25 protein-coding genes and 1 pseudogene are annotated in these 25,382 nt (G+C 56.6%); 20 read left to right on the top strand and 6 right to left on the bottom strand.

The annotated features are described in order from the left end of the window. The first annotated feature begins 97 nt into the window (after window positions 1-97). The 4 genes from ACS5RD_RS04305 to ACS5RD_RS04290 all read left to right on the top strand — a co-directional run bounded on the left by ACS5RD_RS04305 (window position 98) and on the right by ACS5RD_RS04290 (window position 3,275). The gene (locus ACS5RD_RS04305) at window positions 98-910 is read left to right on the top strand and encodes a hypothetical protein (RefSeq protein ID WP_489930150.1); all 813 of its coding nucleotides are present in this window, start codon (window positions 98-100) and stop codon (window positions 908-910) included. A gap of 202 nt (window positions 911-1,112) precedes the next feature. Continuing rightward, window positions 1,113-2,486 (top strand): DUF8370 family protein, encoded by a 1,374-nt coding sequence (locus ACS5RD_RS04300; RefSeq protein WP_489930149.1) that lies wholly within the window; start codon window positions 1,113-1,115, stop codon window positions 2,484-2,486. Between the two features lie 10 nt (window positions 2,487-2,496). Continuing rightward, window positions 2,497-2,877, top strand: a complete 381-nt coding sequence (locus tag ACS5RD_RS04295) for a hypothetical protein (protein WP_489930148.1) — start codon at window positions 2,497-2,499, stop codon at window positions 2,875-2,877. Continuing rightward, the gene (locus ACS5RD_RS04290; RefSeq protein ID WP_489930147.1) at window positions 2,877-3,275 is read left to right on the top strand and encodes a hypothetical protein; all 399 of its coding nucleotides are present in this window, start codon (window positions 2,877-2,879) and stop codon (window positions 3,273-3,275) included. The genes ACS5RD_RS04295 and ACS5RD_RS04290 overlap by 1 nt, the downstream gene beginning before the upstream one ends. A gap of 153 nt (window positions 3,276-3,428) precedes the next feature. Here the strand turns inward: ACS5RD_RS04290 and ACS5RD_RS04285 are convergent, their stop codons facing one another. The 4 genes from ACS5RD_RS04285 to ACS5RD_RS04270 all read right to left on the bottom strand — a co-directional run bounded on the left by ACS5RD_RS04285 (window position 3,429) and on the right by ACS5RD_RS04270 (window position 7,344). Next, window positions 3,429-3,914 (bottom strand): hypothetical protein, encoded by a 486-nt coding sequence (locus ACS5RD_RS04285; RefSeq protein ID WP_489930146.1) that lies wholly within the window; start codon window positions 3,912-3,914, stop codon window positions 3,429-3,431. 234 nt (window positions 3,915-4,148) lie between these two features. After that, entirely contained in the window at window positions 4,149-4,499 is a 351-nt protein-coding gene (locus tag ACS5RD_RS04280) for a hypothetical protein (RefSeq protein WP_489930145.1), read from the bottom strand. Window positions 4,500-5,231: 732 nt separating this feature from the next. Beyond that, complete coding sequence (locus tag ACS5RD_RS04275) at window positions 5,232-6,068, bottom strand: hypothetical protein (RefSeq protein WP_489930144.1); 837 nt, start codon at window positions 6,066-6,068, stop codon at window positions 5,232-5,234. Continuing rightward, the gene (locus ACS5RD_RS04270; RefSeq protein WP_489930143.1) at window positions 6,061-7,344 is read right to left on the bottom strand and encodes an AAA family ATPase; all 1,284 of its coding nucleotides are present in this window, start codon (window positions 7,342-7,344) and stop codon (window positions 6,061-6,063) included. Before ACS5RD_RS04270 ends, ACS5RD_RS04275 begins: the two co-directional genes overlap by 8 nt. A 209-nt stretch (window positions 7,345-7,553) precedes the next feature. Here ACS5RD_RS04270 and ACS5RD_RS04265 point away from each other — a divergent pair, with 209 nt between their 5' ends. Next, window positions 7,554-7,760 (top strand): hypothetical protein, encoded by a 207-nt coding sequence (locus ACS5RD_RS04265; protein ID WP_489930142.1) that lies wholly within the window; start codon window positions 7,554-7,556, stop codon window positions 7,758-7,760. A 137-nt stretch (window positions 7,761-7,897) separates the two neighbouring features. Then, entirely contained in the window at window positions 7,898-9,154 is a 1,257-nt protein-coding gene (locus ACS5RD_RS04260; protein WP_489930141.1) for a tyrosine-type recombinase/integrase, read from the top strand. 42 nt (window positions 9,155-9,196) lie between these two features. Here ACS5RD_RS04260 and ACS5RD_RS04255 read toward each other — a convergent pair whose 3' ends face one another. Further along, on the bottom strand, window positions 9,197-9,793 hold the full coding sequence (locus ACS5RD_RS04255) for a hypothetical protein (RefSeq protein ID WP_489930140.1): 597 nt from the start codon (window positions 9,791-9,793) through the stop codon (window positions 9,197-9,199). A 658-nt stretch (window positions 9,794-10,451) separates the two neighbouring features. Between ACS5RD_RS04255 and ACS5RD_RS04250 the strand changes: the two genes are divergently transcribed. The 14 genes and pseudogenes from ACS5RD_RS04250 (at window position 10,452) to ACS5RD_RS04185 (ending at window position 24,801) form a co-directional block, all read left to right on the top strand. Beyond that, window positions 10,452-10,700, top strand: a complete 249-nt coding sequence (locus tag ACS5RD_RS04250) for a helix-turn-helix transcriptional regulator (protein WP_489930139.1) — start codon at window positions 10,452-10,454, stop codon at window positions 10,698-10,700. Beyond that, a complete protein-coding gene (locus ACS5RD_RS04245) occupies window positions 10,697-10,960 on the top strand; it encodes a hypothetical protein (protein ID WP_489930138.1) in 264 nt (87 codons plus the stop codon). Before ACS5RD_RS04250 ends, ACS5RD_RS04245 begins: the two co-directional genes overlap by 4 nt. Beyond that, on the top strand, window positions 10,957-11,349 hold the full coding sequence (locus ACS5RD_RS04240) for a VRR-NUC domain-containing protein (protein WP_489930137.1): 393 nt from the start codon (window positions 10,957-10,959) through the stop codon (window positions 11,347-11,349). Before ACS5RD_RS04245 ends, ACS5RD_RS04240 begins: the two co-directional genes overlap by 4 nt. Next, entirely contained in the window at window positions 11,346-12,308 is a 963-nt protein-coding gene (locus tag ACS5RD_RS04235) for a helix-turn-helix domain-containing protein (RefSeq protein WP_489930136.1), read from the top strand. The genes ACS5RD_RS04240 and ACS5RD_RS04235 overlap by 4 nt, the downstream gene beginning before the upstream one ends. Window positions 12,309-12,313: 5 nt before the next feature. Next, window positions 12,314-12,793, top strand: a pseudogene (locus ACS5RD_RS04230) (DNA cytosine methyltransferase); the annotation flags it as partial. 31 nt (window positions 12,794-12,824) lie between these two features. Continuing rightward, complete coding sequence (locus ACS5RD_RS04225) at window positions 12,825-13,562, top strand: DNA methyltransferase (RefSeq protein ID WP_489930135.1); 738 nt, start codon at window positions 12,825-12,827, stop codon at window positions 13,560-13,562. Continuing rightward, the gene (locus ACS5RD_RS04220) at window positions 13,559-14,248 is read left to right on the top strand and encodes a hypothetical protein (protein WP_489930134.1); all 690 of its coding nucleotides are present in this window, start codon (window positions 13,559-13,561) and stop codon (window positions 14,246-14,248) included. The genes ACS5RD_RS04225 and ACS5RD_RS04220 overlap by 4 nt, the downstream gene beginning before the upstream one ends. A gap of 114 nt (window positions 14,249-14,362) precedes the next feature. Next, window positions 14,363-17,437 carry a DNA methyltransferase gene (locus ACS5RD_RS04215; RefSeq protein ID WP_489930133.1) on the top strand — a complete coding sequence of 1,025 codons (3,075 nt, stop codon included), beginning with the start codon at window positions 14,363-14,365 and terminating at the stop codon, window positions 17,435-17,437. Then, entirely contained in the window at window positions 17,437-19,896 is a 2,460-nt protein-coding gene (locus ACS5RD_RS04210) for a DEAD/DEAH box helicase family protein (protein ID WP_489930132.1), read from the top strand. The genes ACS5RD_RS04215 and ACS5RD_RS04210 overlap by 1 nt, the downstream gene beginning before the upstream one ends. Beyond that, window positions 19,889-20,962 carry a hypothetical protein gene (locus tag ACS5RD_RS04205; protein WP_489930131.1) on the top strand — a complete coding sequence of 358 codons (1,074 nt, stop codon included), beginning with the start codon at window positions 19,889-19,891 and terminating at the stop codon, window positions 20,960-20,962. The genes ACS5RD_RS04210 and ACS5RD_RS04205 overlap by 8 nt, the downstream gene beginning before the upstream one ends. Before the next feature lie 450 nt (window positions 20,963-21,412). Next, a complete protein-coding gene (locus ACS5RD_RS04200) occupies window positions 21,413-22,096 on the top strand; it encodes a haloacid dehalogenase type II (RefSeq protein ID WP_489930130.1) in 684 nt (227 codons plus the stop codon). 140 nt (window positions 22,097-22,236) lie between these two features. After that, window positions 22,237-22,548 (top strand): SDR family NAD(P)-dependent oxidoreductase, encoded by a 312-nt coding sequence (locus tag ACS5RD_RS04195; protein ID WP_489930129.1) that lies wholly within the window; start codon window positions 22,237-22,239, stop codon window positions 22,546-22,548. A 235-nt stretch (window positions 22,549-22,783) separates the two neighbouring features. Further along, entirely contained in the window at window positions 22,784-24,043 is a 1,260-nt protein-coding gene (locus tag ACS5RD_RS04190; protein WP_489930128.1) for a site-specific DNA-methyltransferase, read from the top strand. A 155-nt stretch (window positions 24,044-24,198) separates the two neighbouring features. Next, complete coding sequence (locus tag ACS5RD_RS04185; protein ID WP_489930127.1) at window positions 24,199-24,801, top strand: DUF1989 domain-containing protein; 603 nt, start codon at window positions 24,199-24,201, stop codon at window positions 24,799-24,801. A gap of 12 nt (window positions 24,802-24,813) precedes the next feature. Here the strand turns inward: ACS5RD_RS04185 and ACS5RD_RS04180 are convergent, their stop codons facing one another. Continuing rightward, on the bottom strand, window positions 24,814-25,359 hold the full coding sequence (locus ACS5RD_RS04180) for a DUF3489 domain-containing protein (RefSeq protein ID WP_489930126.1): 546 nt from the start codon (window positions 25,357-25,359) through the stop codon (window positions 24,814-24,816). Between the last annotated feature and the right edge of the window lie 23 nt (window positions 25,360-25,382).

Below are 25,382 nucleotides of genomic sequence, written 5' to 3'. Positions count from 1 at the left end.
CCTCCTCAAAAGGAAGCTTGAATCACGATATCCACCCAATGGGAATCCTAAATGTCCACAGCCCCTAGAGGCCGCGCAACAGCATTTTGATACCTGTATGGCGGCTTTTGGTATCCGCTATACGGAGGCGCAACTCCGCGTCTCCCGCGTTGATTTTGCCGTCGATGTTCTGGCCCCATGGTTTGAACCCAACCGCGAAGCCCTTGTGGTGCCTCCCGGCACTCATATTCAGGAATATACCGAACCCGACACCACGGAAACGCACGCCATCGGCGCGCGGGTTTCTGGCCTGCGGGCTGGTGCCATCGCCAACCGCCAACTGGCAATCTACGACAAGCGCGCCGAGGTGATCGCCAAGGGCAAGATGGGCTGGCTGACAATCTGGAATGACAACCTCGCCAAAGCGGACCTTCCCCCGCTTGACCTGAAAGACCGCAATGCAAGCCAAGTCTGGCGGTTTGAAATGCGCATGGGCAGCAAGCAACTGCGCAACCGCTGGGAAATGCGCTCTTGGGCTGACCTGCACGCCCTCATAGGCGACGCCTACAGCGACTTCACACAGCGCATCCGCTACTCCGCCCCCACCACAGACAGCAACCGCGCAAGATGGCCCCAGCACGAGCTATGGGACGTGGTGACAGAGGTGATCGCAACTGATCTAGGCGCGATGCGGTCGGGTGTCGTGCCGGATGATGTGAAAGACGCCAACCGCGCCGAACTTATGCGCATGTTAGACGCACAAATCCTTGGCCTGCTGGTATCCCGCGCGGCGGCGGACGGGATTGCTTCGGATGACTTTGACGGCTTCCTAAAGCGGCACCTGCTAGCGCTGCGGGATGCGTCCAAGGAACACCCGGTGCCGATTGACGAGCGGGTTGCCAAGGCGGCGCGGCGGTATCGGTTTCGCTAGCCTCGCAACGGAGTTAGCAGGATGCGCGGAAAGAGGCATTCAGCCTTGTATAAAGCGATGTGCGTCACCCCTCAAAAGGAGTGCTTTCAAAAAGAAGTTGGCTTCCGCTAAGAGCCTGATAAAAGAGAGCCTAGGTACATGCTCGCCTGCAGAGAATGCTTCAATAGACTAAGCGTTAAAGGTTGGGTTTTCGTAGTTAGGAGTGCAGGTGCTTATAAGGCCGAGATTTACAGAATTCCACGGCGTCCACATTCCACAGCACGAGTTGGGATTTGCAATACCGTTTCTTAACGAGGACATTCCACTCTACGTCGATCCATTTTTGCTTTGGAAATCACCATCCATGCAGGACAGCGGCTTACATCAAGTATTACTGGCAGGTTTCAATCATCTTGGTTCACTGTTCCGGAGCGGAGATGAAGCTCAAGCCATTGAGCAGTTAGTGCTCGCGTCAGAATGTGATGAAGTTGGTCTTGGAAATTCGGCTACGAGACAAGGTAAACGGATTGGAGCTGAAAAAGCTGCAGAGGTACTTTCGCTTTTCCAACATCTGCCATATTACCGAGATCACGGGTTTCGTCATTTCGAAGAGATTCAACTCTTTATTGATGGGATCAGCAAAGATCGGATCAGCGATATCGCATGCTCTTTTCTCAAGAGTCACCTAATTGACTATACGCATCAAGAATGTGCAGCACAGAATATTCCAATGTATGAGGTGCAGATTCCGTGTGTATACCATCCGGGCAAAAGACGTTTTGAAACAGTAAGCGCAAATGTTCCAGTCCACCCCGAAACGGGGAAACCATTGCTCGTGGTTCCCAAGCATTGGCTTAGGCATGTCCCGTGGATCAGTTATGACAGTTATTTCAAGGAATCTTGTCCTCAAGATGATATTGCCCATGAAGGAGAGGTACTTACTCGTCTAGGCGTCCTTACTTACAACCGTCAGAACTTTGGTATTATTGATACGTACATTCAACAGCGTGAGCGAACTGCGGAAGACTGTAAAATTGATCCGCTTTTTAAGCAGATTCCTGCACTTTCGGCCCGACGGAAGTTGGCTGAGATCAAAAAACTGCCTTCCGGAAAGCAAGACGGTGCTGATCAAAAATACGAGAGGGCGATAGGAGAGTTATTGCCAACCTTGCTATACCCACATTTGGATTTTGCACAGGAACAGGCGCGTACGGACAGTGGTGTCAGCATCCGCGATTTGATATTCTATAACAGCCGAACGCATCCTTTTTTACGCGAAATTATGAATGATTTCGACGCCCGGCAGATTACATTTGAAATGAAAAATGTCGCCGAGATCAGTCGAGAGCATGTGGATCAACTTAATCGTTACCTCCACAACGAGCTTGGAAGGTTTGGTGTACTTGTTACTCGCCATTCACTTAAGAAGGCACGACAACAGGCGACCATCGACCTTTGGTCTGGGCAACGAAAAGTAATCGTGTGTCTGACAGATGCAGATATAGAGCAGATGGTCGAGGCTTTTGACAGTAAGCAAAGACATCCGATTGATGTTTTAATTCGAAGTTATGTTCAGTTTCGAAGATTATGCCCTTAAAGGAAGTGATATGAAAACGAAGGAAGACGTCGAGCAACTAGAAAAAGTCATTGGCCAGCTGCAAGGTGCACATAGTGAAATTTCAATCTTGGCCAAGAAGGCACCTGCTGATCCACTTAATCCCTTTAAGTTGAGGCTCATCAACAAGGTTATTGAAGTTGCAAACATCGTGCTAGGAAGTAAGTACAGACCGTTTGATGACTTTGAGCATTTTGAAGCTGACGATGTGCCATCAACCAGTGACGCAGCAATGGTCTTGTCTCAATATATGGAAGAGTCAGAACGCTACCGTTCGGACAACGTAACTTACAAGAATGGGTGGAAATACATTTTGGGTGGCGAGGTTACACAAATCCCATCAGGTCCACCTAGCAAAGTTGGGAAAAAGTAATGGATTTCGATCATATCACCACAGATAAAACCGTAGCCACCTATCAAGCCGCATTGGACGTCTTCATTGGTCTTTTGCAAGAAATTCGAGAATTGTCAAAAAAGAAACCCGAAGCGCTTATGAGCAAAGGAAAGGTCAGCATCATCAATCGGGTTTTGGAAGATTTGAAGGCTGTGATGACAGGCGAGCCAGAAGACAAGTTCCTCGATTTGCTGGACGATCAGGACCTGCCTCAAAATAGTGATGCCGTCTTGACTATGGTTCAGTACGAAAAGGCAATTCAAAAGTTCCCTAAACGGTACCACAAGAGTCTAAAGGTTGGGGTAACAAATTATGGCACTGACGAGTATGAATATTTCTGGATTACCGAAGAGTTTGTTAAAACTACGAAAAAATAGATTATGAAGTTGCCAGAATAATGTTCGGGAAAGAAGTGGGCTATATCTAGCATGGCTTAGCATCTTTTAAACCGGACTTCTCAAAGCAATGTCAGCTTATGCGGTTTGGAGATTGGATAGCTGAGCTAATGTTATTACTTCGGAACGCGACCGTCAGTTGAAGTGAACTGGCGGTGTTTCAAGTTGGCCTGCAAGTGCCAGTATCTGCAAAGAAGTGACACTGGCCTGTTGCAACACATTTTCTAGATCGGCTGAAGTCATGGCTTCAACTGTCGCATAGGACTGGGTGAGCTTATGCAGTAAGGCCCGCCCCTGACCTTCCAACTTGTCGATCGGTGAAAGGCCGAAGCCGGGTATCTTCCGAGCGAGGGCAGGCACATGCTTTTGTTCATATCTGTTCCAGTTCGCGCGGCTTGTCTGACAATTCGCCTCTAGTGCGAATAGGCTGCGCCGTGCATCGTCAAGACGTGCCTTGGCCTGAATTCTCAGGCTCGTCAGTTCTGCAGCCCGTGCCTGAGCGGCTGCGTCCAGCGAGGACCGATATGCGAGGTGGGCATAGAACAATGCGGCAAACGTGGCGAACAACGTAACTACTTCCAGCCAGTGGCTCAAAATCCACTGGAACGCACCATCAAACATTTCACTGGCCTTTAGTTGCAGCCTTACGGCCTTGGTCCGCGGGATATTGGGTAGCCTACGCTCGCGCTCAAGGGCTTTGGCGTGGGGACCCGCATTTTTCTCCCATGTCTCTCGCCCGCCACAGTCTCGATTTCGCCCCTGTTGCTTCCAGAGCATGTCCAGCGCCTTATGCGTTTGCTTGGGCTATTGCGCGCAAGGGAAGGTTTCCGAAAGAGCCAGCGCCACAACTTGGTGTCAAGGCAGGCCCCACCTATCCGGGTTTTCTGCCATGTAATTCTTGAAGGCTTGGCGCGCCGCCCCCCGCGAAGGCGGTCGGTCAGAGGTGAGAGCAGGCACTGGAGAGAAACCCTCGCTGATCGAAAGGCAGTTCTCAACCATTATGGAGATGATACCTTGCATCCGAAACGTGCAAACCATGCTCTGCATTTCGGGGTCGCTGTCCGCGACCGCACCCTCACATAGCTTTAGCATTTTCTCTGCTGTGTAGTTTTCTTCGACTTCCTGAGCATTGGCAGGAAGTGCCAACAATATAGCCGCAATCTGTGCAAGTCGGCGCAAATCTACACTCCAAACGGTCAGGTTCATCGGACGCGGTTAGTTTATCTGTCATCTGCCTTTAGACCGTAGCGCGGCCAAATCGGTTTTTCTTGTGTGTATCTCGCCCGCCACACCTTTGACTTCGCCCCTGCTGCTTCCACAGTGCTTCCACGGGCGCGGCACAAATGCGAATAGCCCCCCGAAGGAGGCTGTAGTGTGTTGATATTGCTAGGTATTTTGGTTGCGGGGACAGGATTTGAACCTGTGACCTTCAGGTTATGAGCCTATGGACCCGGAATTTCTCTAATCCTTTAAGTTCAACGGCTTAGGCGGTAAGTCTTTGAATTCGAAAACCCTTATGGTCGTCTTTCGGTACCAATCGACGGACTTCGAAGGATTGCAGCGAGTTGGAAGGGAGCAAAACTGCATACGTGGGTTGAGGTGGCGTTGAGGTGAAACGAGATGGATTAATGAATGATCGCCACAGCCAGAATGATTTGCACCATGATCTCACCTCACAGATCCGCGTCAGTGTGCGGCTTTCTGCGCAGGGCAGGTGCATCACGACGACTCAGATCCCCTCCGTCAAAAACCAGTTGTCCGATTGGAGCCCGGTTAAGCGACAAAGCTGACACCGCTCTGCGCGACATGGTCGGTGTCACAGCCGAACCTCTCACGCTCTATCGCGCCGATGGCCGAGCCTGTGAGCCTGAAGCGCCCACGCGAACTTGTGCTGAAGTTTGTTGGCTAAGGCAAACAATCGAACGACCAACTTTGGTGTCAGATTTGAGCGAGCGCACGTTGATAGTAAAAATCCCTTTGGCTACTGCCCGAACGCAAATCTATAACTCCGATCAGCAGGCTCATAAACGCATCGTAAGGTACGCTCCTTTTGCTCTTGAGTTTGGACGAAAACGCCACAAACCAATGATACACAAACCTCGCGGCTGTTTTGCCGAAAAAGTATCGAATTCCGTTCGCAGGCCCATCGAAAGGAAGAGATTGAGGCTTGGTCCCAGTATTCTTCAGCGCGCGAGCGCGCAAAATAATATCCTCACACCCCAGCCTTGGAAATCCATCAGCCCCGGGCTTGATGATAGACACAGGCTTCTGTCGATTGAAAAGTTGTCCCGGACTTGCAATGTACCGCATGTCGATCAGAGCCGCTCTCCAAAAAAGGCGTGCATTTTTCTGCATAAAGTCCAAAAATTGTGTTTTCGCAGCGTCTAAATCTCGGACATTGCAAAAAAGAGCCAAGGCCTTCTCAATATCGACGTTCTGCACAACGTCCGATTCCCAGCTATACCCGTGAGTATAAAAAACCTGAGGATGTACTGGAATATCCTCAAAAAAGAATCCGTAATCGGAGTCGATCGCAACTATGGTATTCTTCAGAATGCCGCCTCGCACATCACGCAAGATCTCGGTGGCATTTGTCTTTGATCCAATACTCTTGATCCGAACCTTCTTGCTTCCTGCCGAAAATACCTTACTCCAAAATACTTCGTCAAGCGACAAGGATACATTGTCGATACTTTCGCCCTCGCAGTACACCATGTAGTCGACACGGTGAAATAAATGCTCATTCGCTAACCCTTGCTCGGTTCTCCTAAACATTTACGAAACAGTCCTCAACTTGAATCACACGATGTTGGAATGGACCAACGATATCTGGGGAGTGAGTGGCGCATATTATTTGACAGGCTGGGTTCAGACGCCTGACATTCTCGAATAGAACACTTTGCCAAGCGACGTGCAGTGACAGTTCCGGCTCGTCTGAAATAAAGACGACTGGTCGACCTTCTTGCAAGAGTGCTTCGCCAAGCAAAATAAACAACTGCTTTTCCCCTGAAGAAAGGCTGTCGATCCGAGACTGATCACCCCTAGTAAGGTGAATGGTGGGTATATTCCGCTGGTCAAAGTGCAACTCTTTTCCGGAAAAGAGCCCATTCACAATAGTCTCAAAATTTGTGCGAGGTCCGTAAATTTCATCTCGCGTTATATTGAACGCTTTCCATCTGGATACCAGTTGGCGCATTCGCCGTGTGTCGGAGAGAGTAGCCGCCGTATCGGTCGTAAGTTTTTGCTCGTCCCTAAATAGTTTCTTGGCCGATTCAAACTTAGCGTAATGTGAGTTCACACTTTTTGTAGCCTTCGCAATTGGAACACCAAGATCACGAAGCACACCAATTACCGAGTTCCGCTCTTCAGGATCATCCTGTTCAGAAATAATTCCCAATAGAGTATTTTGCTCGCGTTCAAGCAAGGAAAGGAATACTTGCTCTTGAAACTGCTTGCTCTCTTCACTTGCCTTGGATGCTAGCAAAGAAAAGTAGGTGGAGAACTTGCGGGAAATTTCAAATATCTTTTGGTCGATCGTTGAGTCGAATTCTTCATCCCTCATGTGTCGAGGGCTTCGGTCTGGAGCACTCCGATGAACTGAGAGCCAGTTTACTTCGATGATGGATTCGAGAACGGCGCTAAGCTTTGCGCCCGCCTCAACTACTCGCCTAGTGCGAGGGGTTCGTGGATCTCGGTAGAGGCGATCATCGTTCGGACCCTCAATGACAAATGTTGAACCTTTGTCAGTTGTTTTATCTTTTACGAGATATGCAATTTCAATACTTCCGAGCAGTTCATTTATTGACTTAGTTATTTCGATTACGGGCTTTCTATTCGCGCCTTGAGACTTCAGAACGATATAAATTCTTGTGAAGCTGGCCGCGTAGAGTGCTGCTACATCAGCGCGAAGTGATGCAGCGATCAAATTAATGATCGTGGTTTTGCCGCTCCCGTTCAAACCAATTAAGAAGTTGAAATCTCTATTGAACTTCACTTCAACTGTTCGGTCGCCCCAAAATCCTTCAATTCTCACGGATTCAACAAAGTTCATAGTCACGCTCCAATTTATCCGCCGTATTCGTGGAATTCGGCTGAGAAGGTGCGTGCGCGAGAAAGCTTTAGAATCAAGCTCCTAAACGGGAACTTCCAGAAACTTCGGACGCACACATAGGCAAAACGCTACAGCTTGTCACTCATGGTTACAACCGGTCGCTTCGGATCGAAAGACAGGCGGACCGACTGATCGGAGACCCATGGGCGATGAAGCTGCGCGAGGTCTTGAAGCGCAGCGGGATTGGGCCGTGGATGACCAAGCAACTGAACGACCCCCGCAGCATGGTTGAGTTGACGCACGATCTCGCCCCGCTGGCGCGCGCCAGCTTGTTGCTGTCTGTCCAGGGCTGCTGCAAACAGAATTTTGGGGATGTAACTCCGTTCCAGCAGTGGTTGCACTCGGTTACTTATTGATCCATCTCGTGGCATCCGGAACACCCCTCCCCGCTTCAATTCCGGTCTCCGCCTGCATTCCGGTCCCTCCGTCATGCTTTGCTTGATCTGGGCGCTAATCTACGCCTCATGTCATGACGAGCGAAGGAGTGCGATCCATGGTCAACAGGCTGAAACTGAATGAGAAAAACGTCCGGGAAGCTGAGAACCTGGGGCGGGACTACCAGATCTTTGACACCGATGTGCGCGGGTTCTCGATCACCATTTACCCCTCGGGCAACCGGGCTTTCACCCTCGACTACCGGGTCGGTGGGCGGCAGCGGCGGATGACCATCGGGCGCTGGCCGGAATGGAACACGGTGGCCGCACGCGAACGGGCCAAGGAACTGCGGCGCGAGATCGACGAGGGGATTGATCCGCTGAACCAGCGGGAAAATGCCCGCGAGGCCCCGAGGGTCAGCGACATGACCAAACGCTATCTGGAGGAGCACACGCCGCACCTCGCTGCCCGCAATGCTGCTGACCAGCACACCATCATGGGCAAGCTGGTTGAGCCGGATTGGGGTAAGAAACTGGTGACCGAGATCACCAAGGCCGATGTGGAAAAGCTGCTGACCAAGATTGCAGCAGGCCGCGCTCGACCGTCAAAGGCCAAACCCAACAATCGGGCGCGTAAATTGCAAGGGGTGAAGCCGACGCCGGTGCGCGCCAACCGGGTGGGTGAGGTGCTACGCAAGATGTTCACCTTGGCTGTCGGCTGGGGCTGGCGCGAGGATAATCCCGCCAGCGCCTTTCGCCGCCGCATCGAGAATGAACGGGAACGGTTCCTGACGCCGGAGGAGATCGGACGGCTGGCCAAGGCGCTGGACGCGGCGAAGGATCAGCGCGCGGCGGGGATCATTCGCCTGTGCATGCTGACCGGTGCCCGGTCGGGTGAAGTGCGCCAGGCGCGGTTTGAACAGTTCAACCTTGATCTTGCCAGCTGGTCAAAGCCCGCCGCCACCACCAAGCAGCGCAAGATCCACCGCATCCCGATCTCGGGCGATGTGGCCGCCATCGTGCGCCAGCGCGGGCTCTTGGTGCCAAAGGGCAATCCGTGGCTGTTCCCCGGCGACACGCCCGGCCAGCCGGTGAAGGAAATCCGCCGCTTCTGGATGGCGATCCAGAAGGAGGCCAAACTGCCAGAGGTCCGGATCCACGACCTGCGCCACACCTTTGCATCGCTCTTGGTCAGCGGCGGGGCCTCTCTGGAGATGATTGGCAAACTGCTGGGCCACACGCAGATGCAGACGACCCAGCGCTATGCTCACCTGATGGACTCGCCCCTGCGAGATGGGGTCAATGCTGTGGCTAGCATCTTCCGGCCCCGACCGCAGCTTGTCCATGATGCCGACCAAGAGAAGAAGACAGCGTGAGGCGGTAAAACCCGCCTCGCACTACCCCTGCCCTGTCGCAGTTCAAGCGGTTTCCCGCAGCGCCCGCCAGATCGGTGCAATCTTCTTGCGCGTCGTGCTCTCCTCCGGAATTTCTCCGGTGGGGGAGTTCTGGGCAAACCAGTCCTGAACCTCGGCGATCAGCTCCACCTGTGTCGCGGGTATTCCACGGTCGTTGAACCTGCAAAACAGCATGATGATTGCTCCGTCCCAGTCGTAGCGCGACGCAGCACCTGAAGGGGGTGCCGGGCGACGGCGCCGGTCGGCATCGTCATCAACCTTCCGCAAGTCGTCGGCCATCAGCAACAAATCGGCCAGTTTGACGACAACACCGCTCGCAGGCTCAGTGATGTGAAGCCATTCGGTGCCACCCTCCGGACGAACACGGATCACCCGGCATTCCTCGTCGCAGTGGCCATGGCGACGAAACATCTTCAGCATGTCTGCGGCGTTGACTGCGATCATCCCTGCCACGGGTTGCAGGCCGCAAAGCACCGGGGAAATACCGGTGAAAATCGAAAAAAAGCCGCCGATCGACCAGGCAGCAACATCTGCATGGGAACAGTCCAGCCGGTCGCAAAATTCGTTCAGGGAAAAGAAGGCTCTTGGTGGCAGAGTCATCGGATGTGCGTCCTCTCAACAATTGGCAATACCCGTGTCAGCGCCGGGCGTTGCGGGATCGTGTTCTTAAACAGTCACTTGCACTCAAGCAGTCGGTCCAAAAATACGCCTCAAGGTATGGCAATCGGCCATGCCTTGAGAACCCGGTGCCGGTGACGCCGATGCCCTGAAACCATGACTGATAGAATCGCCTTGAGCTGACTTGATGACGCTACTCGCCATTTAGGAGAATTTGCACTCGCCATCCTGGTAGTTAGGGTAAAACGTGAACAAAAATCTTCTGGGAGGCTTTGGCACCGTACGTTTGGCCGTCGCGGCCGGTGACCAGACTTTAGCGCTGGCAGGTGATATTCCTACGGATCATGGGTGCGGGCGGCGTGCACTTGCCATTCGCTACTGGCTGAAGCCCAAAGCTGTCACGCACAGACCGTCACCCCTGCCGAGCGAGTATTTCTGGCCATCAGCACCGGAAAAGGCGGAACGGCGCTGGGCGGTAGTCCCATTCCGCATTCCGGAGGTCATGGCGAAATCCCAATGAAACAAGGACCGGAATTGAATCCGGCCTTTCAATTCCGGTCTCCGCCTAGGTTCCGGTACCTTGTGTCTGCTTCTCTCTCCCCGTCCCCGGCAATCGCCGGGATCTGGATGGGAGATCGAAATGCAAAACACTGCCCCTGCCTCGCAGGAACAGCCGCTGCACCTGTTGGCGGAATGGATCAGCCGCGAGCAGCTTGCCGGTGAACTTGGGCTCGCCAGCGACACCTTGGCGCGCTGGGAGGCGCGACAGCTTGGCCCGCCCTGCACCCGGATTGGCCGGAAGGTCCTCTATCGCCGCACCTCGGTCCAAGAGTGGATAAACGCCCAAGAACAAGTCCGCCCGGCCAAAACACGGCGGGGTCGGAAATGAACCGACCTCTTTCTCACCCGATCACAGTTTTGCCAGGCATCTGCGGCTGGATGCAGAACCGCCTGACGGAAGCGCGCGGCATCTTGGCGGACATCCCGCAACACCCGGACTCGCTGGTCATCCTCGCAGCCCGTGTCGTCGCGGGGCAAACTGATAACGCCCGCGAATGCGCTTACGCCATCGACCTGTTGTGCCAACTGGATCATCGCCCGTTGCGCGCCATCGCGGCGGCTGCTTTTCCGAACGGAGGTGCAGCATGAACCGACGCAGCACCCCCGAAGCCGATGCCCAACGCGCCATCGTCCAAGCGTTGCGCTTCGCCCTTCCCCGCGATGCCATCGTCCATCATTGCGCCAACGAGGTGACCGATTCTGGTTCCCGCGGCCAGACCCGGCAATCGATCCTCGTCGGCATGGGCGTCCATACGGGCTTTGCTGATCTGATCGTGATCTCCGGCGGCCGGGTCTTGTTCCTCGAGGTCAAAAGTCCGAGCGGCCGGTTGCGCAAATCGCAGGAGGTCTTCCGCGACACCGTATGCGCCCAAGGCTTCGGCTGGGCGCTGGTGCGATCGGTCGACGATGCGCTGGGCGCGCTGGCGGACAATGGCTTCACCAGCCGCATCCGTCCAGCGCGACGGGTGGCACCATGAGCCACAAAGCGACCGTCTGGGCGCTCGACCAGCGCAGCATCAAGGGCACAACCAAGATCGTGCTTTGGCATCTCTGCGACCGCTACAACCCCGAGCATGGCTGTTTTCCGTCCCAGGAACTGCTGGCCTATGACTGTCAGGTCAGCCGCTCCGGCCTGAACAACCATCTCGGCCATCTGGAAAGATGCGGTCTGATGCGACGCGAACGGCGCATCGATCCGATCACCAAGCGCCAGATGTCGACGCGGTACATCCTCGGCTTTGAGGAGGGGTTTACGCCTGCACCTGCGGCTGCCGAAAGCCCGGAAGAAATCTCATCCTCGGGGGAAAAGCCGTGTCCAGATTTTGCACACGGAGCCGAGTCCAAAAAACAGGCCGACCCGTGTCCAGAAAATGGCCCGAGCCGTGTCCAGAATTTGGACACTAACCTTGTAAGAGAACCCCTAAGAGAACCTGTAAAGGAGGAGGAGGAGGAAGACGCTGGGCGCAATGCCAATTTTGATCGGTTCTTCGTGGAGTTGCTGACCGCGCTGGGCTTCGCTGCAAACGCCGCCCTTCCCGCCTGGTGGCAGGGCTGGCCAGCACGGGTGCATGTTCGGCGCTGGCGGCATGACCTCGGACTGTCGGAGGCCCGGATCATTCAGACAGCAAGGGAAACTCGCAGTGATCATCCCAATCCGCCTGACGGTCCCAAGGCCCTCGATAGGTTCATGGAACGCGCAGCCCAGCGCGATGCCCAAAAGGCGGCGACCTCGACCAGTTCCGGCAAAGCCAAGCGCCGCCGCAAGGCGGAAACCCAAGCGCCGAACAACGATGATGAAGTGGCGGTCTACTACGCCGCAATCGTGAACTCGGACGATTATTTTCCCCGCGATTTGTTCGGCAGCCGCACCTGCGGATTGATGTTAGCGCGTGGCCTCGTCACGCCGGAACGCCTTCGCCAGCGGATGGGACAGTGAATGGCATGGTGTCACGTCCCCGGCATGGATTGTCCCTCTGCGCAGGCGGCGGAGGCTTGGATCTGGGCGTCATGCTCGCCGAACCAGGCTTCCACACCCGCGCATTTGTGGAATGGGAAGACTGGCCCCGCACAGTTCTCATCGCCGCCCAGCGCGCCCGGTATTTCGCCCCCGCGCCAATCTGGGATGATCTGCGGACATTCGATGCCCGACCCTTCTGCGGTGCCTTCGACACCGTCACCGCCGGATATCCTTGCCAGCCGTTCAGCGCCGCTGGAAAGCGCGGTGGTGCCGATGATCCCCGGCACCTCTGGCCAGAGGTCGCCCGGGTTGTCAGGGAATGCGCCCCCGAATGGGTGTTTCTCGAAAACGTCGCAGGTCATGTCACCCTCGGCCTTGAATCCGTGCTGCGAGAGCTTTGGGACTTGGGCTACACGCCTGCGGCGGGCCTGTTCTCTGCGGCAGAAGTCGGCGCGCCGCACCAGCGGTTGCGCATCTTCATCCTGGCCCACGCCGATGAGCCTGCATCCCGGCACGGATCGCTACAACCCGGCTGGGAACAGCGACTTCACCCGCAAGGCCGAGGCGCTGGCGCTGGGCATCAGCAACTGGTCGACGCCGAAGGCGACCGATGGCGCGAAAGGTGGGCCGGGGCAGAGCTATTGCTCGGGCGGGATACCACCGTTGCCAGCGCAGGCGGCACAATGGCAAACGCCAGTGGCCGACGACCAGGCCGACCGGCTGCGCGGCAAGATCAACAGCCGGGGCGAGCCGAAGCTGAGTGCGCAGGCGATCCAGTGGCCGACACCAGCAGCGCAGAACTGGAAGGGCAGCAGCCCGGCCAGCGTGACCCGCGCCGATGGCAAGAGCCGGATGGATATCCTGCACTACCGGGCGGAACAGGGCTTCATCCACCCGGCCCCGGTGATCGCGCCGCATGGGCTGCAACCCTCGAATCACGCCCCGATCTCGCGCCCGCTGTGGGCTTTTATGATTGCCTCGCATGGGCGGCTCATATCGCGCAGGGTCTTGAAGGCCCGGGCGCGGCGGCGGCTGAACCCGTTGTTCGTCGGCTGGTTGATGGGCTGGCCCATCGGTCACGCGCTCTGCGCCTGCTCGGCAATGGAGTTCACCCTCTGGCAGCAGCGCATGCGTGGCGCACTCTCGCGGCTGCCCACGGCCTCCGGCCCGTGGATCTGGCGCCCGGCGGATGGGCCGTCGCAGATGAACCTGTTTGAAGGAATGCTGCCATGAGCATGCAGGGACGGATCGGGCGCGCAGGCGGCACGAAGGTGAAACGCGCGCTGGGCGTGCAGGCGATCCTGGAATGGGCGTTCCGGGTGGAAAAGGCCCAGCTGGAACTGCCGAAGCGGCAGGACATCGATGAGGAAGGCTATGGGTTTGGCATGGAATACGTGCTGATTCAGCGCGCGCGATTGGGGTGCAAGGTGGACGGCGGCGGCCATAAATCGCAGTCCTACACCCATGAGGATGCCGAGATCGTCGCCGCGACCTTGGCAGGAATGCCCGACAGCTTGGGCGGCAAACGCATGGCGATCCACGTCGCCGAACTGGCACGGGCAGGAATGACGCCCGACTGGCTGCCCGGTGTGGTGTCGCGCTGCGTGCCGGTGGCGACCAAGCGCAACCAGCATGGCGAGCAATCCACCACGGTGGTGGTCGGCATTGATCGCGTGCTGTATCGCAGGCGCTGGCGCAGTGTGGAGGTCTTGGCCTGTCCGGTGACCTGGCGACCGCACCCCGAGCAGATCGCATCCGCCCGGCGTGGCTATGAGGATTGGTGGCTGGCGTTGGACTGGGTGCGAGATGGGCTGGTGGCGGGCGGGATGCTGCGGGAGGTCGAGGTGACGGCTGCGATGCCGAAGGTGCTGCCTTGGGAAAGCACCCGGCCACGCATTATAGCGATCGACGACCGATAAGCCTTTGGAAATCCCTCGGAACCGGCCTAAAGAGCTTCCGCTGGGCGGATGTGCCGTCTATTGTCGCCGGAAAACGATGTCGCGGCTGCGGCACCCGGGGCAGGAAGGTATCTGATGACTACGACTGAACAATCCGAGGTGCGCTTTGTCGAGTTGATGGCGGAGCTTTTCCAATTGGATGAAGCGGAACGCCTCGACTTCGGATTTTATCGCGTCATTCGCCACCATAATCAGGAAGTAAAAGCCTTTCTGGGTAATGTGGTCGAAAAGAACGGCGGCAAGACACTTGATGGCGGAAAGCTTTCCGAAATTCTGGGGGCGGCCTTTCGCAAAGCGGACGACGAGGAGTCGGCCGGGGATCGTCAGCGCATCAAGGAAATCGAGGGCAATATTGGCATTCGGCCGGGCATGAATGATCAGGATCGGCGCACGGTTTTGGAACAGGCTGAGCGTATTCCCGCGATCAAGACAATGGTCGATGAATATCGGACACTCCAAGAGCAGCTTCGCGCCAGCCAGAATGTCGGCACCGACCGTCGCGAAGTGCTGAACCGCCTTTATCAGTTCTTTTCGCGGCACTATCAGGACGGCGATTTCATTGTCGAACGCCGATACGGGCGCGACGGCAGCCGCTACATCCGGTCCACCGGCGAAGATACCGAATTCCACTGGGCAACCGAGGACATGTACTACATCAAGTCGGGTGATACGTTCACCGACTTCAGCGTCCGCCTGTCCAGCGGGGACCGGATCGTGTTTTCCATCGAGGCTGATGAGCTGCAAAAAACGCGGACGATCCTGAAGCCAACCGACAAGGCGCACTACGAGATCGATAGCGCCTCAAAGGCAGACGATGGCCGATTGATCGTGCTGCTGAAGTACTTGAAGGGCGCACCGTCGAATAAGCAGAAGGACGACATCGTCAACGCAATCCAGGGGCAAATTAACGCCGACGAGGCCGAGCTGAAGCGCTGGCTTAACCACTTCATAGCGCGCAATCAGTCGGACTTCTTCATCCACAAGCAGCTTGGCGATGCCCTGCGCGACGATCTGGACATCTTTCTGAAAACCGAGGTGCTAAACGCCGATCAGCTGCTGATCGACACCGATTTGCCACGCCGACTGATCAAGATCGGCCGTATCGTGCGCGGGATCGGCCACCAGATCATCGACTTCTTGGCCGTCCTCGAGGATTTTCAGAAGTCCCTGTGGGAAAAGAAGAAACTAGTCTTCACCTCCCGCTACGTGATCACCCTAGACCGGATCGCCAAGCTTGCGGGGGAGGACTGGCTGACCGTGCGCCTGGCATCGATCATTGCGGCGCAACGGGCGGAATGGACGGATCTGGGTCTGGGAGAGATCACGACATCCGACCAGTGCCGCCAGATAATCCCGGGCGATTTGGCGCAGGAGAGCCAGAGCAGATGGCTTCCCCTGCCTCTCGACACGATGAACTTCCCCGATGATTTCCGGTGGGAGCTACTTGATCAGTGCTCGTCTGGTCAGGCAATTGATGATCTGCTCGACGGCCTCGCTGTTCGATCAGACAACTGGCAAGCATTGAATCTTCTCGAAACCAAATTTTCGGGGAGATGCGATGTGTTGTATGCCGACCCCCCTTACAACACAGACGCGGGCCCGATCAGCTACAAGAACGGCTACCGACGCTCATCTTGGGCGGCGATGATGCAGGATCGTGTGGAACTGAGCAGGCGGTTTCTTGGTGGGGCATCAATGGCTTGCTTTACCATTGATGACTTCCAGAAAAATGAATTGGTCAATCTGCTTGAGAGATCATACACGCCCGAAAACCTCCTTGGGATCACTGTAATCAAGAATAGCCCGTCTGGCCGCCCGACAGTTCGAGGCTTTCGAGTGAACCACGAATATGGCGTTTTCGTAGGGAATTCAGGAGCCTCGGAAATCGGACTGCTCGATAGATCAGATGCTCAAGAAAAGCATTTCGGGGAGCAAGACGAAAAGGGGCAATTCGCATGGGAAAACTTCCGGAAACGGGGGGGAGCAACGACGCATCGCGACGCTCGACCAAAGCAGTATTATCCGATCTACGTGAAAGGGACCGAATTCCGCATTCCAGAATTTGAGTGGGTCAAGGAGATCAATGACTATAAAATCCTTGAGGCTCCAAAGCCCGGCGAGAAGGTCATTTATCCGAAGAATGATGATGGGACAGAGCGTGTCTGGAGCTGGGGACACAAGACTGCACGTGCGAACCCGAATGATCTTGAAGTTAGAACAGGAGATAGTGGCCCCGCAATCTATCGGAAAGCACGACCCCAAAGCGATGGCTCGTTGCCTTCCACTCTTTGGACAAAACCTGAGTACTCTGCCGTTGACTACGGCAGTGTGCTTCTAAAGGAGATGTTTGGGAAAAGGGTCTTTTCCTTTCCTAAATCAGTTCACGCTGTCGTTGATACACTTAGGGTCTGTGACCTTGGGCCAGATGGTTGGGTTCTCGATTGCTTCGCAGGGTCCGGCACTACCGCCCATGCTGTGCTTTCTTTGAACCAAGCAGATAGCGAGACTAGAAAGTTCGTCATCACGGAACGCAGCGAATATTTCGAGACGCTCACCTTACCTCGCGTAAAGAAAGCCGCTGTGGCATCAAAGTGGAAAAACGGCAAGGCTGAAGCTTTGGACGGCGGTGGAGTTTTCTTTAAGGCCATCGATCTCGAAGACTACGAAGATACGCTTGAAAATCTGGCTCTGGACCGTGGTGCCACCCAAGACGTTATGGCTTTCGACAGCCTCGCTTTCTCGATCCAGTACCGACTGGACCGCGAAGCGCGCAGTCTGTTTCAATCTGTCGACTTTTTCCGCTCGCCCTTCGGCTACAGCATCAAATGTGCCCAAAGGGGCGGAGAGGCTGTGAGCCGCGAGGTCGATCTGGTCGAAAGCCTGATTTACTTGGCGGGTCTCGATGTCGCCCGCCTTTATCGCGAAGATCAGGGCGTTGTCATCACCGGCACCGACCGTCGCAATCGCTCGGTCACGGTCCTGTTCCGCGAATGCGAAAAGCAGGGCAACGAGGACTGGTGCAAGGCGAAGATGGCCAAGCATCCGGCCGACCGCTTCCTGACGAACGCAATGCCAGAGATGGCTTTCGAGGGCTGCGAGCGGTTTGAGGCCATTGAAGTCATCTTCGCCACGCAGTTCGGGGGGCGCTAATGGCATCCGGTCACGCCAGGCTGAAGAAGGCGCTCGTCCTGCGCGATGCGCTGGCCCAAGAACTGGGGTTTGATCTGCCCTCGGTAATGCGGGGGCTTTCCACGGTCGAAGACACAATGACTGCCGAACTGGCGATGGCCGACGGCAACTACCTTTCGCTGCTCGAGTCGCTCTGCCGTGGGGACGCTGCGCTGCTGACCGAAGCGGACCAGATGGTCAGGGCTGCGTGCCAGTCTGTGAAGCTGGCACCGCGCTATGCGCAGTACTTGGCGATGATCCTGTTCGCCCATTGGCAACGGAGTCGCAGCACCGATGAGGCGGCATTCATCGAGCGGCTGAACGTCTTTCTGACCGATTGGGCGCAGAAGAACCGGGGCGAGACGCTCAGCGAGTTTACGTCTGAAGATCTGCAGTTTGCTGCTTTCTGGATGGCGACCGGCTCCGGCAAGACCCACGTACTGCACGCCTGCATCGCGATGCTGCATGGTGCCGAGACGTGGGACCGGACGATTCTGATCACGCCGTCAGAGAACCTGTCGCGACAGCATGCCGAAAAGCTGCGCGAAACGAAGGCCTTCGATGTCTTTGCCTATCCGATGGACGGCGACGCCTCGAGCCTCGGCCGCCTGCACCCTTCCACGGTGATTGTCATTGATATCAACAAGCTTGCCGAAACGAAAAAAGGGGGTGGGGTAACGATCCCCACCTCGGTTTTCCGCGATGGACGAAATCTTGTCTTCGTCGATGAAGGCCACAAGGGTCAGCGCAGCGAAGAAAGCGTCTGGAAGAAGCTGCAATCGGACCTGGCCGGGATCGGCGACAGCCAACCCGACCACCGTGGCATGCTGATCGAGTTTTCCGCCACCTTTGGCCAGGTAGCCGAGGCCGAGGCGACGTTCGATCGATATGCCAAGGCTATCATCCTCGACTATGCCTACGACCGGTTCCATGCCGACCTGTACGGCAAGGATTTCTGGAACGTGAAACTTGATGGCCGCGAAGAAACGACCGAGGAAATCCAACATACAACGCTGACTGCAGCGCTGATCGCCTACTGGTATCAACTTGCGAGCTTCGGCAAGTCGGGGGTGCAGAAGGAGATCAGAGAGAGGGGGCTGCGCGTGGCAAAGCCTCTGTGGGTTTTGCTTGGCCTGTCGGTGATCGGCGGCAAGAACGAAGGAGACAAGGAGCAGACTTCCGACGTCATTGATGTCCTGCGGTATCTCGACCGGGCACTTTCCGAGGACGATTTTGTCGCCGATGGCGTAACGCGCGTCTTGGACGCAGCCCGAAACGGTGCCAGCCTTCTGCCCGACGTAATAGCGACCGGCGTGAAGAACATGACCGCAACCGCAATCCAGGCACGGATACTGAACGACGTGTTCGGCTGGCAGGCTGGGGATGCTCCGCTGTTCCGTGTCTTGAAAACCTCGCCCGGCGAAATGGGCCTTGGTCTGCGCCGCGGGGACAGCGTCCATTACTATGGCGTGGTCAATGTTGGCGATGTGAAGGGTCTGAAAGACTCCCTGGAGACCGCTTCGCTCGACGTAGAGGATGACGCCTTTACCTCATCGCTTTTCGCCGATCTGGAGCAAGCAAATTCGGGTGTCAACGTCCTGATCGGTTCAAGACGCTTCGCTGAAGGGTGGGACAACTATCGCGCCTCGAGCCTTACGCTGTTGCGCCTTGGCCAGAACGAGGGCTCGCTCATCATCCAGATGTTCGGCAGGGTCGTTCGTTTTGCGGGCACGAACGGGAATGGCAAACGCCTGCGGGACATCAAGGGTGACCTTTCTGCGTTGCAGACCGCCTTCGTGTTCGGCTTGAAATCCCGCTATTTGCAGGCCTTCCTTGCGGGCCTGTTTGAAAACGGGATCGGCGACAAGACGAGGACGGTCTGCGATGTGAAGAACTGGCTGCCCGAAACACCTGAGCTCTTGTCGATCAAGGCAGTCAGCCCAGAACGAAGCTCGTTTCTCGTCGATCTGCGCGATCCAGCTTGGCTCAAGTCGGTCAACAAGGTCGTTGTGTCCTACGCTGCGGGAGTCGCCACTGCGCGCGTCGGACGTGATGGTCTAGACGAAACCGCTGCGCGCATTGGCACTGACCTGACTTCGGACTTCAAGCAGGTTGCCCACCTTCTCGACGCGGACGCGATCTATGCGGAACTCGTCCAATGGAAGGCCACAGGTAAACGCTGGAACTTACGGTTCGACCGTGATTCCGTCATCGCCGCACTTGGCTCTGGCCCCTACGAAATTTCAGCGCTGCCCGACTTCTGCGATATTCAATCTCGAAAAGACATTCAGCGTCTGCAGAACGCGGCCAGCACGGTCGTCAGGAAACTATTCGAAAGCGCGTACCGAAAAACTGAAGCCAAACATAGCAGGTACGAGATCATCGGCGCGTCGGAAAGCGGCATTCCAAGCCAGTATTTCAAGGAAGTGACCAATGCCTGATCAATCGCAACCGAACCTTTTCGGTGATCGCGTGCTATGCCCAGACGTGCAGAACATGCCGTTGATTGTCAGCGCCACCAGCAATCACTGTGAGGTTCTCGCGCCCGGTAGCGTCTACCAGCCGCTCCTGCTCGACCAGCAGGATTCCGGTGTGTTGTCTGGGCCAGGATCCTTGAATCGCGAGGAGGAGAAGTTCGTCCGAGATCTGATCACCTATCTTTATCCAAAGAAGGATTATCCCAAGGCAGCCGCGACCCCGCTCGTCTGGGGAAAGCGCAAGATCTGGTTGAAGCGGAACATCGAAAAGGATTCAAAGTCATTCAGGCTGCGTGTTGACTCCTCGGATTGGTATTATCCCGATTTCGTGATTTGGATCGTCGACGAAGAAACCCGAACGCAGACTTTCGGCTTCGCGGATCCAAAGGGCCTCGCGCTCGGAGCCCACGCTGGATGGGGCGAGTACAAGGTCGTCTGTACCCAGATCGTGCCGCACTTCTTGCAAGACCAGTTGGGACAGGTCACGATCAAGGACGAACCGTGGACCTTCCGGATCCGGGGCGTATTGGTGTCAACCTCTAGCTTCGAAGGCCTGCGTGAGCAGCGCAAATTCTTGGTCCGAGATGCGAACGACATCACTCATCCACCGACAAGAGAGCAGTTTGCACAGGCACGCATCGTGTTCCAAGAACAACGCGCCGACGACTATATTCCGGATGTTCTGCGGCTCCTAACCGAGGACAATGATCTCGACGTGGTCTTGAAACTTGGTGCAGAATTCTTCGGAAAGCCTGTGCCTGCGCCGTATACCAGTGAGCTTCAGGCCGATTTAGCCATGCGTCATCGGAGTGCACGAACGACCAGCGACTTCACAGCGTCGATCGTTGAAGACTACCTCATGCCGGGTATCGACGGAAAATCTGGAGCACGTGCGAGCCAGAAACGGAAGGATCAAGTCAACCGATTGATCATGTCCGAAGATGCGAATGCGCGGGCGCTTTGGGGGGACTGGCCAAATAAAGACGAGCCAAGCCTCTTCTTGATGCAGCATTATCCGGCTTCCCTTTGACAAACGCCCCCCCTGGCATGGTTCCTCCCCGGCTCCGTTTGTATGCGGGGGGGCGCAGCGCAGCAGTTCGCTAGCGACTGGCTTCTTCACCGGGGAAGCCAGGCGGAAGCCACCTCCCGCATGATCTTGGAAAAAGCGACTCATAATCAAAGGCTTGCGGAATCACGACCTTGGCGCGCTGGATTCTTTTGCGGAATCCAGGGAATCCAGTTTGTGGAAGCCCCCACGCCGGAAGCCAGCCAGCGGAATCCGCATGTATTTTTCATTTCTGCAAAGCTATCCCCTTGGCTTACCCTTTGATCATCGAGCCATCCAAGTTGCAATCTTGCGGGGCTATATACCTACACACTTGACAGTGTCAGCCTACAGAAAACCCGTCGTCGTTCGGGCAAGTTGCAAGTCCTTCTGCCAAAAAAGGAAACAACAGTGAAAGCGCCTTTGAGACCCACAGTGATCGTCTTCGACGTCAACGAGACGTTGATCGACATAACGACACTCGAGCCGTTGTTCGAGCGCATCTTCGGCGACCCCGGCGTCATGCGGGAGTGGTTCGCGCAGCTCATCCTCTACTCTGAGGCTGTCACGCTGTCGGGCATCTACGTCCCGTTTGGTGAGCTTGCCGCAGGTGTGTTCCGTATGATCGGCAAAATCCGGCAGATGAAGGTAGGTGAAACTGACATTGCCGAGCTGCGGAAGCTGCTCCAAAGTATGCCACCGCATGCTGGCGTGGCCGAAGCGATGATCCGCCTGAAGAAGGCAGGCTTCCGGCTTGTGACGCTGACGAACTCGCCGCCGAGTCCGGGATCGGGTCCCCTCGAACAAGCCGGTCTTGCCGAGCACTTCGAGCAGATGTTCAGCGTCGATGCAGTCCGGAAATTCAAGCCCGCGAGGGAGGTATACAAGATGGTCGCTGACGCCCTTGAGGTCGAGCTTGCAGATCTGTGCCTTGTCGCGGCGCATGCATGGGACACGCTTGGAGCGCAGGCTGCTGGGTGCGCCGGTGCTCTGGTTACCTTGCCAGGCAATGCAGTTCTTCATGTGCCAGGGCTTCCAGAGCCGGACATCGTGGCGCAGGACATCCCGCGTGTAGCTGACAAGATTATCCGCCAGTGGGGCGATGTCCGCAACAATTGACCCTCCCGAGTGCAGCGATCCCGCGGCAATAACGGCTGATCGACTTTAATCTTTTCGGCGTTTTCATGGCATGCGTTTCGCTATTCCAGAGTTCGAGAGGGCCGGGGGTGGCGCAATCGCAAACGTGACTTCGACCCTCGGTGGGCTGCGCCAACTCTACCGCCTTTGTGAGAGCCAAGCATGGCGTTCTTGGCGCAACCAAGAACGCAGCTCTCGAACATGCTGCCAGTGGCATAAGGGTCAATTCGGTAGGACTCGGCTTCATCCTTACGCCGCTCGTAACGGATTCACTCGATGACGCGACGCTAAAGTTCCTTGAGGGCAAGCACGCACTGAACCGGCTTGGACGCTCCGAGGAATTCGCGGCGCTGATCGTCTTCCTACTTTCGGACCGCGCCAGCTTCATCACCGGATCGTATCATCTGGTCGATGGCGGTTATACGGCACAGTAATGCGAAGCTCCCTTGCGGCGCGACAGCCTGCACTGACGACAACGCCTTGAGTCTAAGGCAAAATTCTCGTTGACAAAGCTGCCCCCCTTGATCTACCCCTTGATCATTGAAGAATTGCGCCCGGAGGATAACCCTCGCAGGCGCTTCGTTTTCCCCACATTGCGGATCCCGTTTCAGCCGTTGGCATCGCCCAGCGCGCTTTGGCACGTCCGCCTGCCCCAAATGAGAATCGTCCATGGACCTCGTCTTTGCACCGAGCCAGATCGAGACCTGGCCGATTGACCGACTGCGGCCCTACGCCCGCAATGCCAAGATCCACGGCACGGACCAAGTGGCGAAGATCGCCGCCAGCATGGCGAAGTTCGGCTGGACGGTGCCCTGCATGGTGGCGGACGATGGCGAGTTGATCGCCGGGCATGGCCGGGTGCTGGCGGCGGCCATGTTGGGACTGAAGGATGTGCCGGTGATCCGGCTTAGCCACCTCGACGAAGCCGAACGTCGCGCCTACCGGATCGCCGACAATAAGCTGACCGAGCTGGGCGAATGGGACGAGGCGATGTTGCGCGACGAGATCGCGGGGTTGTTGGCCGAAGATTTCGACCTGTCGCTGCTAGGGATCACCGACGAGGATTTGGACGCCCTGTTGCGTGATCCTGATCAGGTGGACGGCGGTGCCGTCGATGGCGAGGACGACATTCCGGAACCGCCGATCACGCCGGTGTCGTTGGCGGGTGACCTTTGGCAGCTGGCGTCGCACCGGCTGATCTGCGGTGACAGCACATCCTCGGACGTCGTCGGGCGGTTGCTTGGCGATGTGAAGCCGCTCCTCATGGTGACCGACCCGCCTTATGGCGTGGAATATGACCCCTCCTGGCGCAACCAGGCGGGCGCGGCCAAGACCAAACGCACCGGCAAGGTGCTGAACGACGACCGTGCCGATTGGCGGGAAGCGTGGGCGTTGTTCCCCGGCGACGTGGCCTATGTCTGGCATGGCGCGCTCCATGCCACCACCGTGGCCGAGAGCTTGGTGGCGGCAGGTTTCGCCGTCAGGTCGCAGATCATATGGGCCAAGGACCGGCTTGTGCTCAGCCGCGGCGATTACCATTGGCAGCATGAACCTTGTTGGTATGCCGTGAAGAAGACCGGCAAGGGCCATTGGGCGGGGGACCGCAAGCAGACCACCCTGTGGCACATTTCCGGCAAGGACCAGGACGCGACCACCGTGCACGGCACGCAAAAGCCGGTGGAATGCATGCGCCGCCCTATGCTGAACAATTCCAGCCCGGGCCAAGCCGTGTATGAACCCTTCATGGGATCGGGCACCACGCTGATCGCGGCGGAAACCATCGGCCGGGTGTGCTTCGGGATCGAATTGAACCCGGCCTATGTAGATGTCGCCATCGAGCGCTGGCAGAAATTCACCGGCGCGAATGCCGTCCTCGCAGAGACGGGCGAGACCTTCGCCGACTTGAAGGCGAAAAGACTGGCTACATGACGAGGCCCTGTTGGCACTGGCCGTCAACAAAATGGGGAGCAAAACGTTTCGCTACGATGACCAAGGATTCCGGTTGTGTCTTGACCATCCCTACATCGGACGTGACACTTTGCCGACCGAAACAATGACGACGCCGATGGAAGAGGATGCAAAACGTGACAACAGATCTTCAAGTGGTACCTGCACGACGCGGCCGAGCAGTTTGGGTTGCCAAAGGAAAAGCCATCCAAATCATCAATACACATGGCCAACAGGTTGTGGACACTTGGTGCTTCAATGCCGATGACCTGTCCGAATTCATGTCGATGGAGCATCTGCACGGAACGCTCCAGGGCATCTTTCCTGCAAAAGGTGATGCACTGACGACAAACCGACGGCGGCCGATCCTGCTTCTGGAAGAGGACACCTCACCCGGGCGCCATGACACCATCATCGCAGCCTGCGATGTGCACCGCTATGCCATGCTAGGGTGCCGGGAGTATCATGACAATTGTACTGACAATCTGCATGCTGCCTTGGCGCAACTGGGTCTTCGCGCGCCCGACTGCCCGGCTCCGCTGAACCTGTGGATGAACATCCCGGTCGGCTCCGATGGCAAGATCATCTGGGGCGAGCCACTCAGCAAACCGGGAGACTTTGTGACGCTGCGCGCTGCTATTGACTGCGTCGTGGTCATGTCTACCTGCCCTCAGGACATGATCCCGATCAACGGGGCGGACTGCAAGCCGACAGAGGTTCATTACCGCTTACTCGACTGAGGGTACGATAAATCATGCAGTCTCGCGGATAATCCGGTATACTCTTCCCCTGCCCTCATACTTCGTCGAGGTCACGGTCAGGCCCAGCTTCTTGCTCAAAGCGCCCGAAAGCGCGCCCCGCACGGTGTGGGCCTGCCAACCTGTCGCTGCGATGATCGCATCAATCGTCGCACCGTCGGGCGCTTGCAGCAGCGCGATCACCATCGCTTGCTTGGTCCCGGGGCGCGGGATCGGCTGCCTTGGCGCGGACGCTTCCGATACATTTTTCCGGATCGCGGCCATAGTCTGGGTGACCACCGGTTGAATCCCGATCGCGAGCAGACCCGCGTCGGTGACCACCAGTGTGTTGCCGTGGCCATCACCGGTTTCACGCCAGAGCGGCTCGCCCCGGCGCAGGTTGGCATCGACCTCTTGCAGCCAGCCGCGTTCGATCATCTTGTTGACAGCCATCTTCGCCGCCGCACCAGCCAAACCCTTGGGCAGTGGCATGGCGATGTTGTCGGGGCGCTTTGCTCCGGCACTCAGGACAATGGTCTGGGTTTCGGTCAGTTTAATCATTGTGGACTCCTCTTTCTGGTCGT

The sequence above is a fragment of the Cypionkella sp. PAMC25878 genome (genome assembly GCF_058135695.1).
The sequence above is the reverse complement of the archived record's forward strand: the minus strand, read 5'-3'. Positions and strand labels throughout refer to the sequence as shown.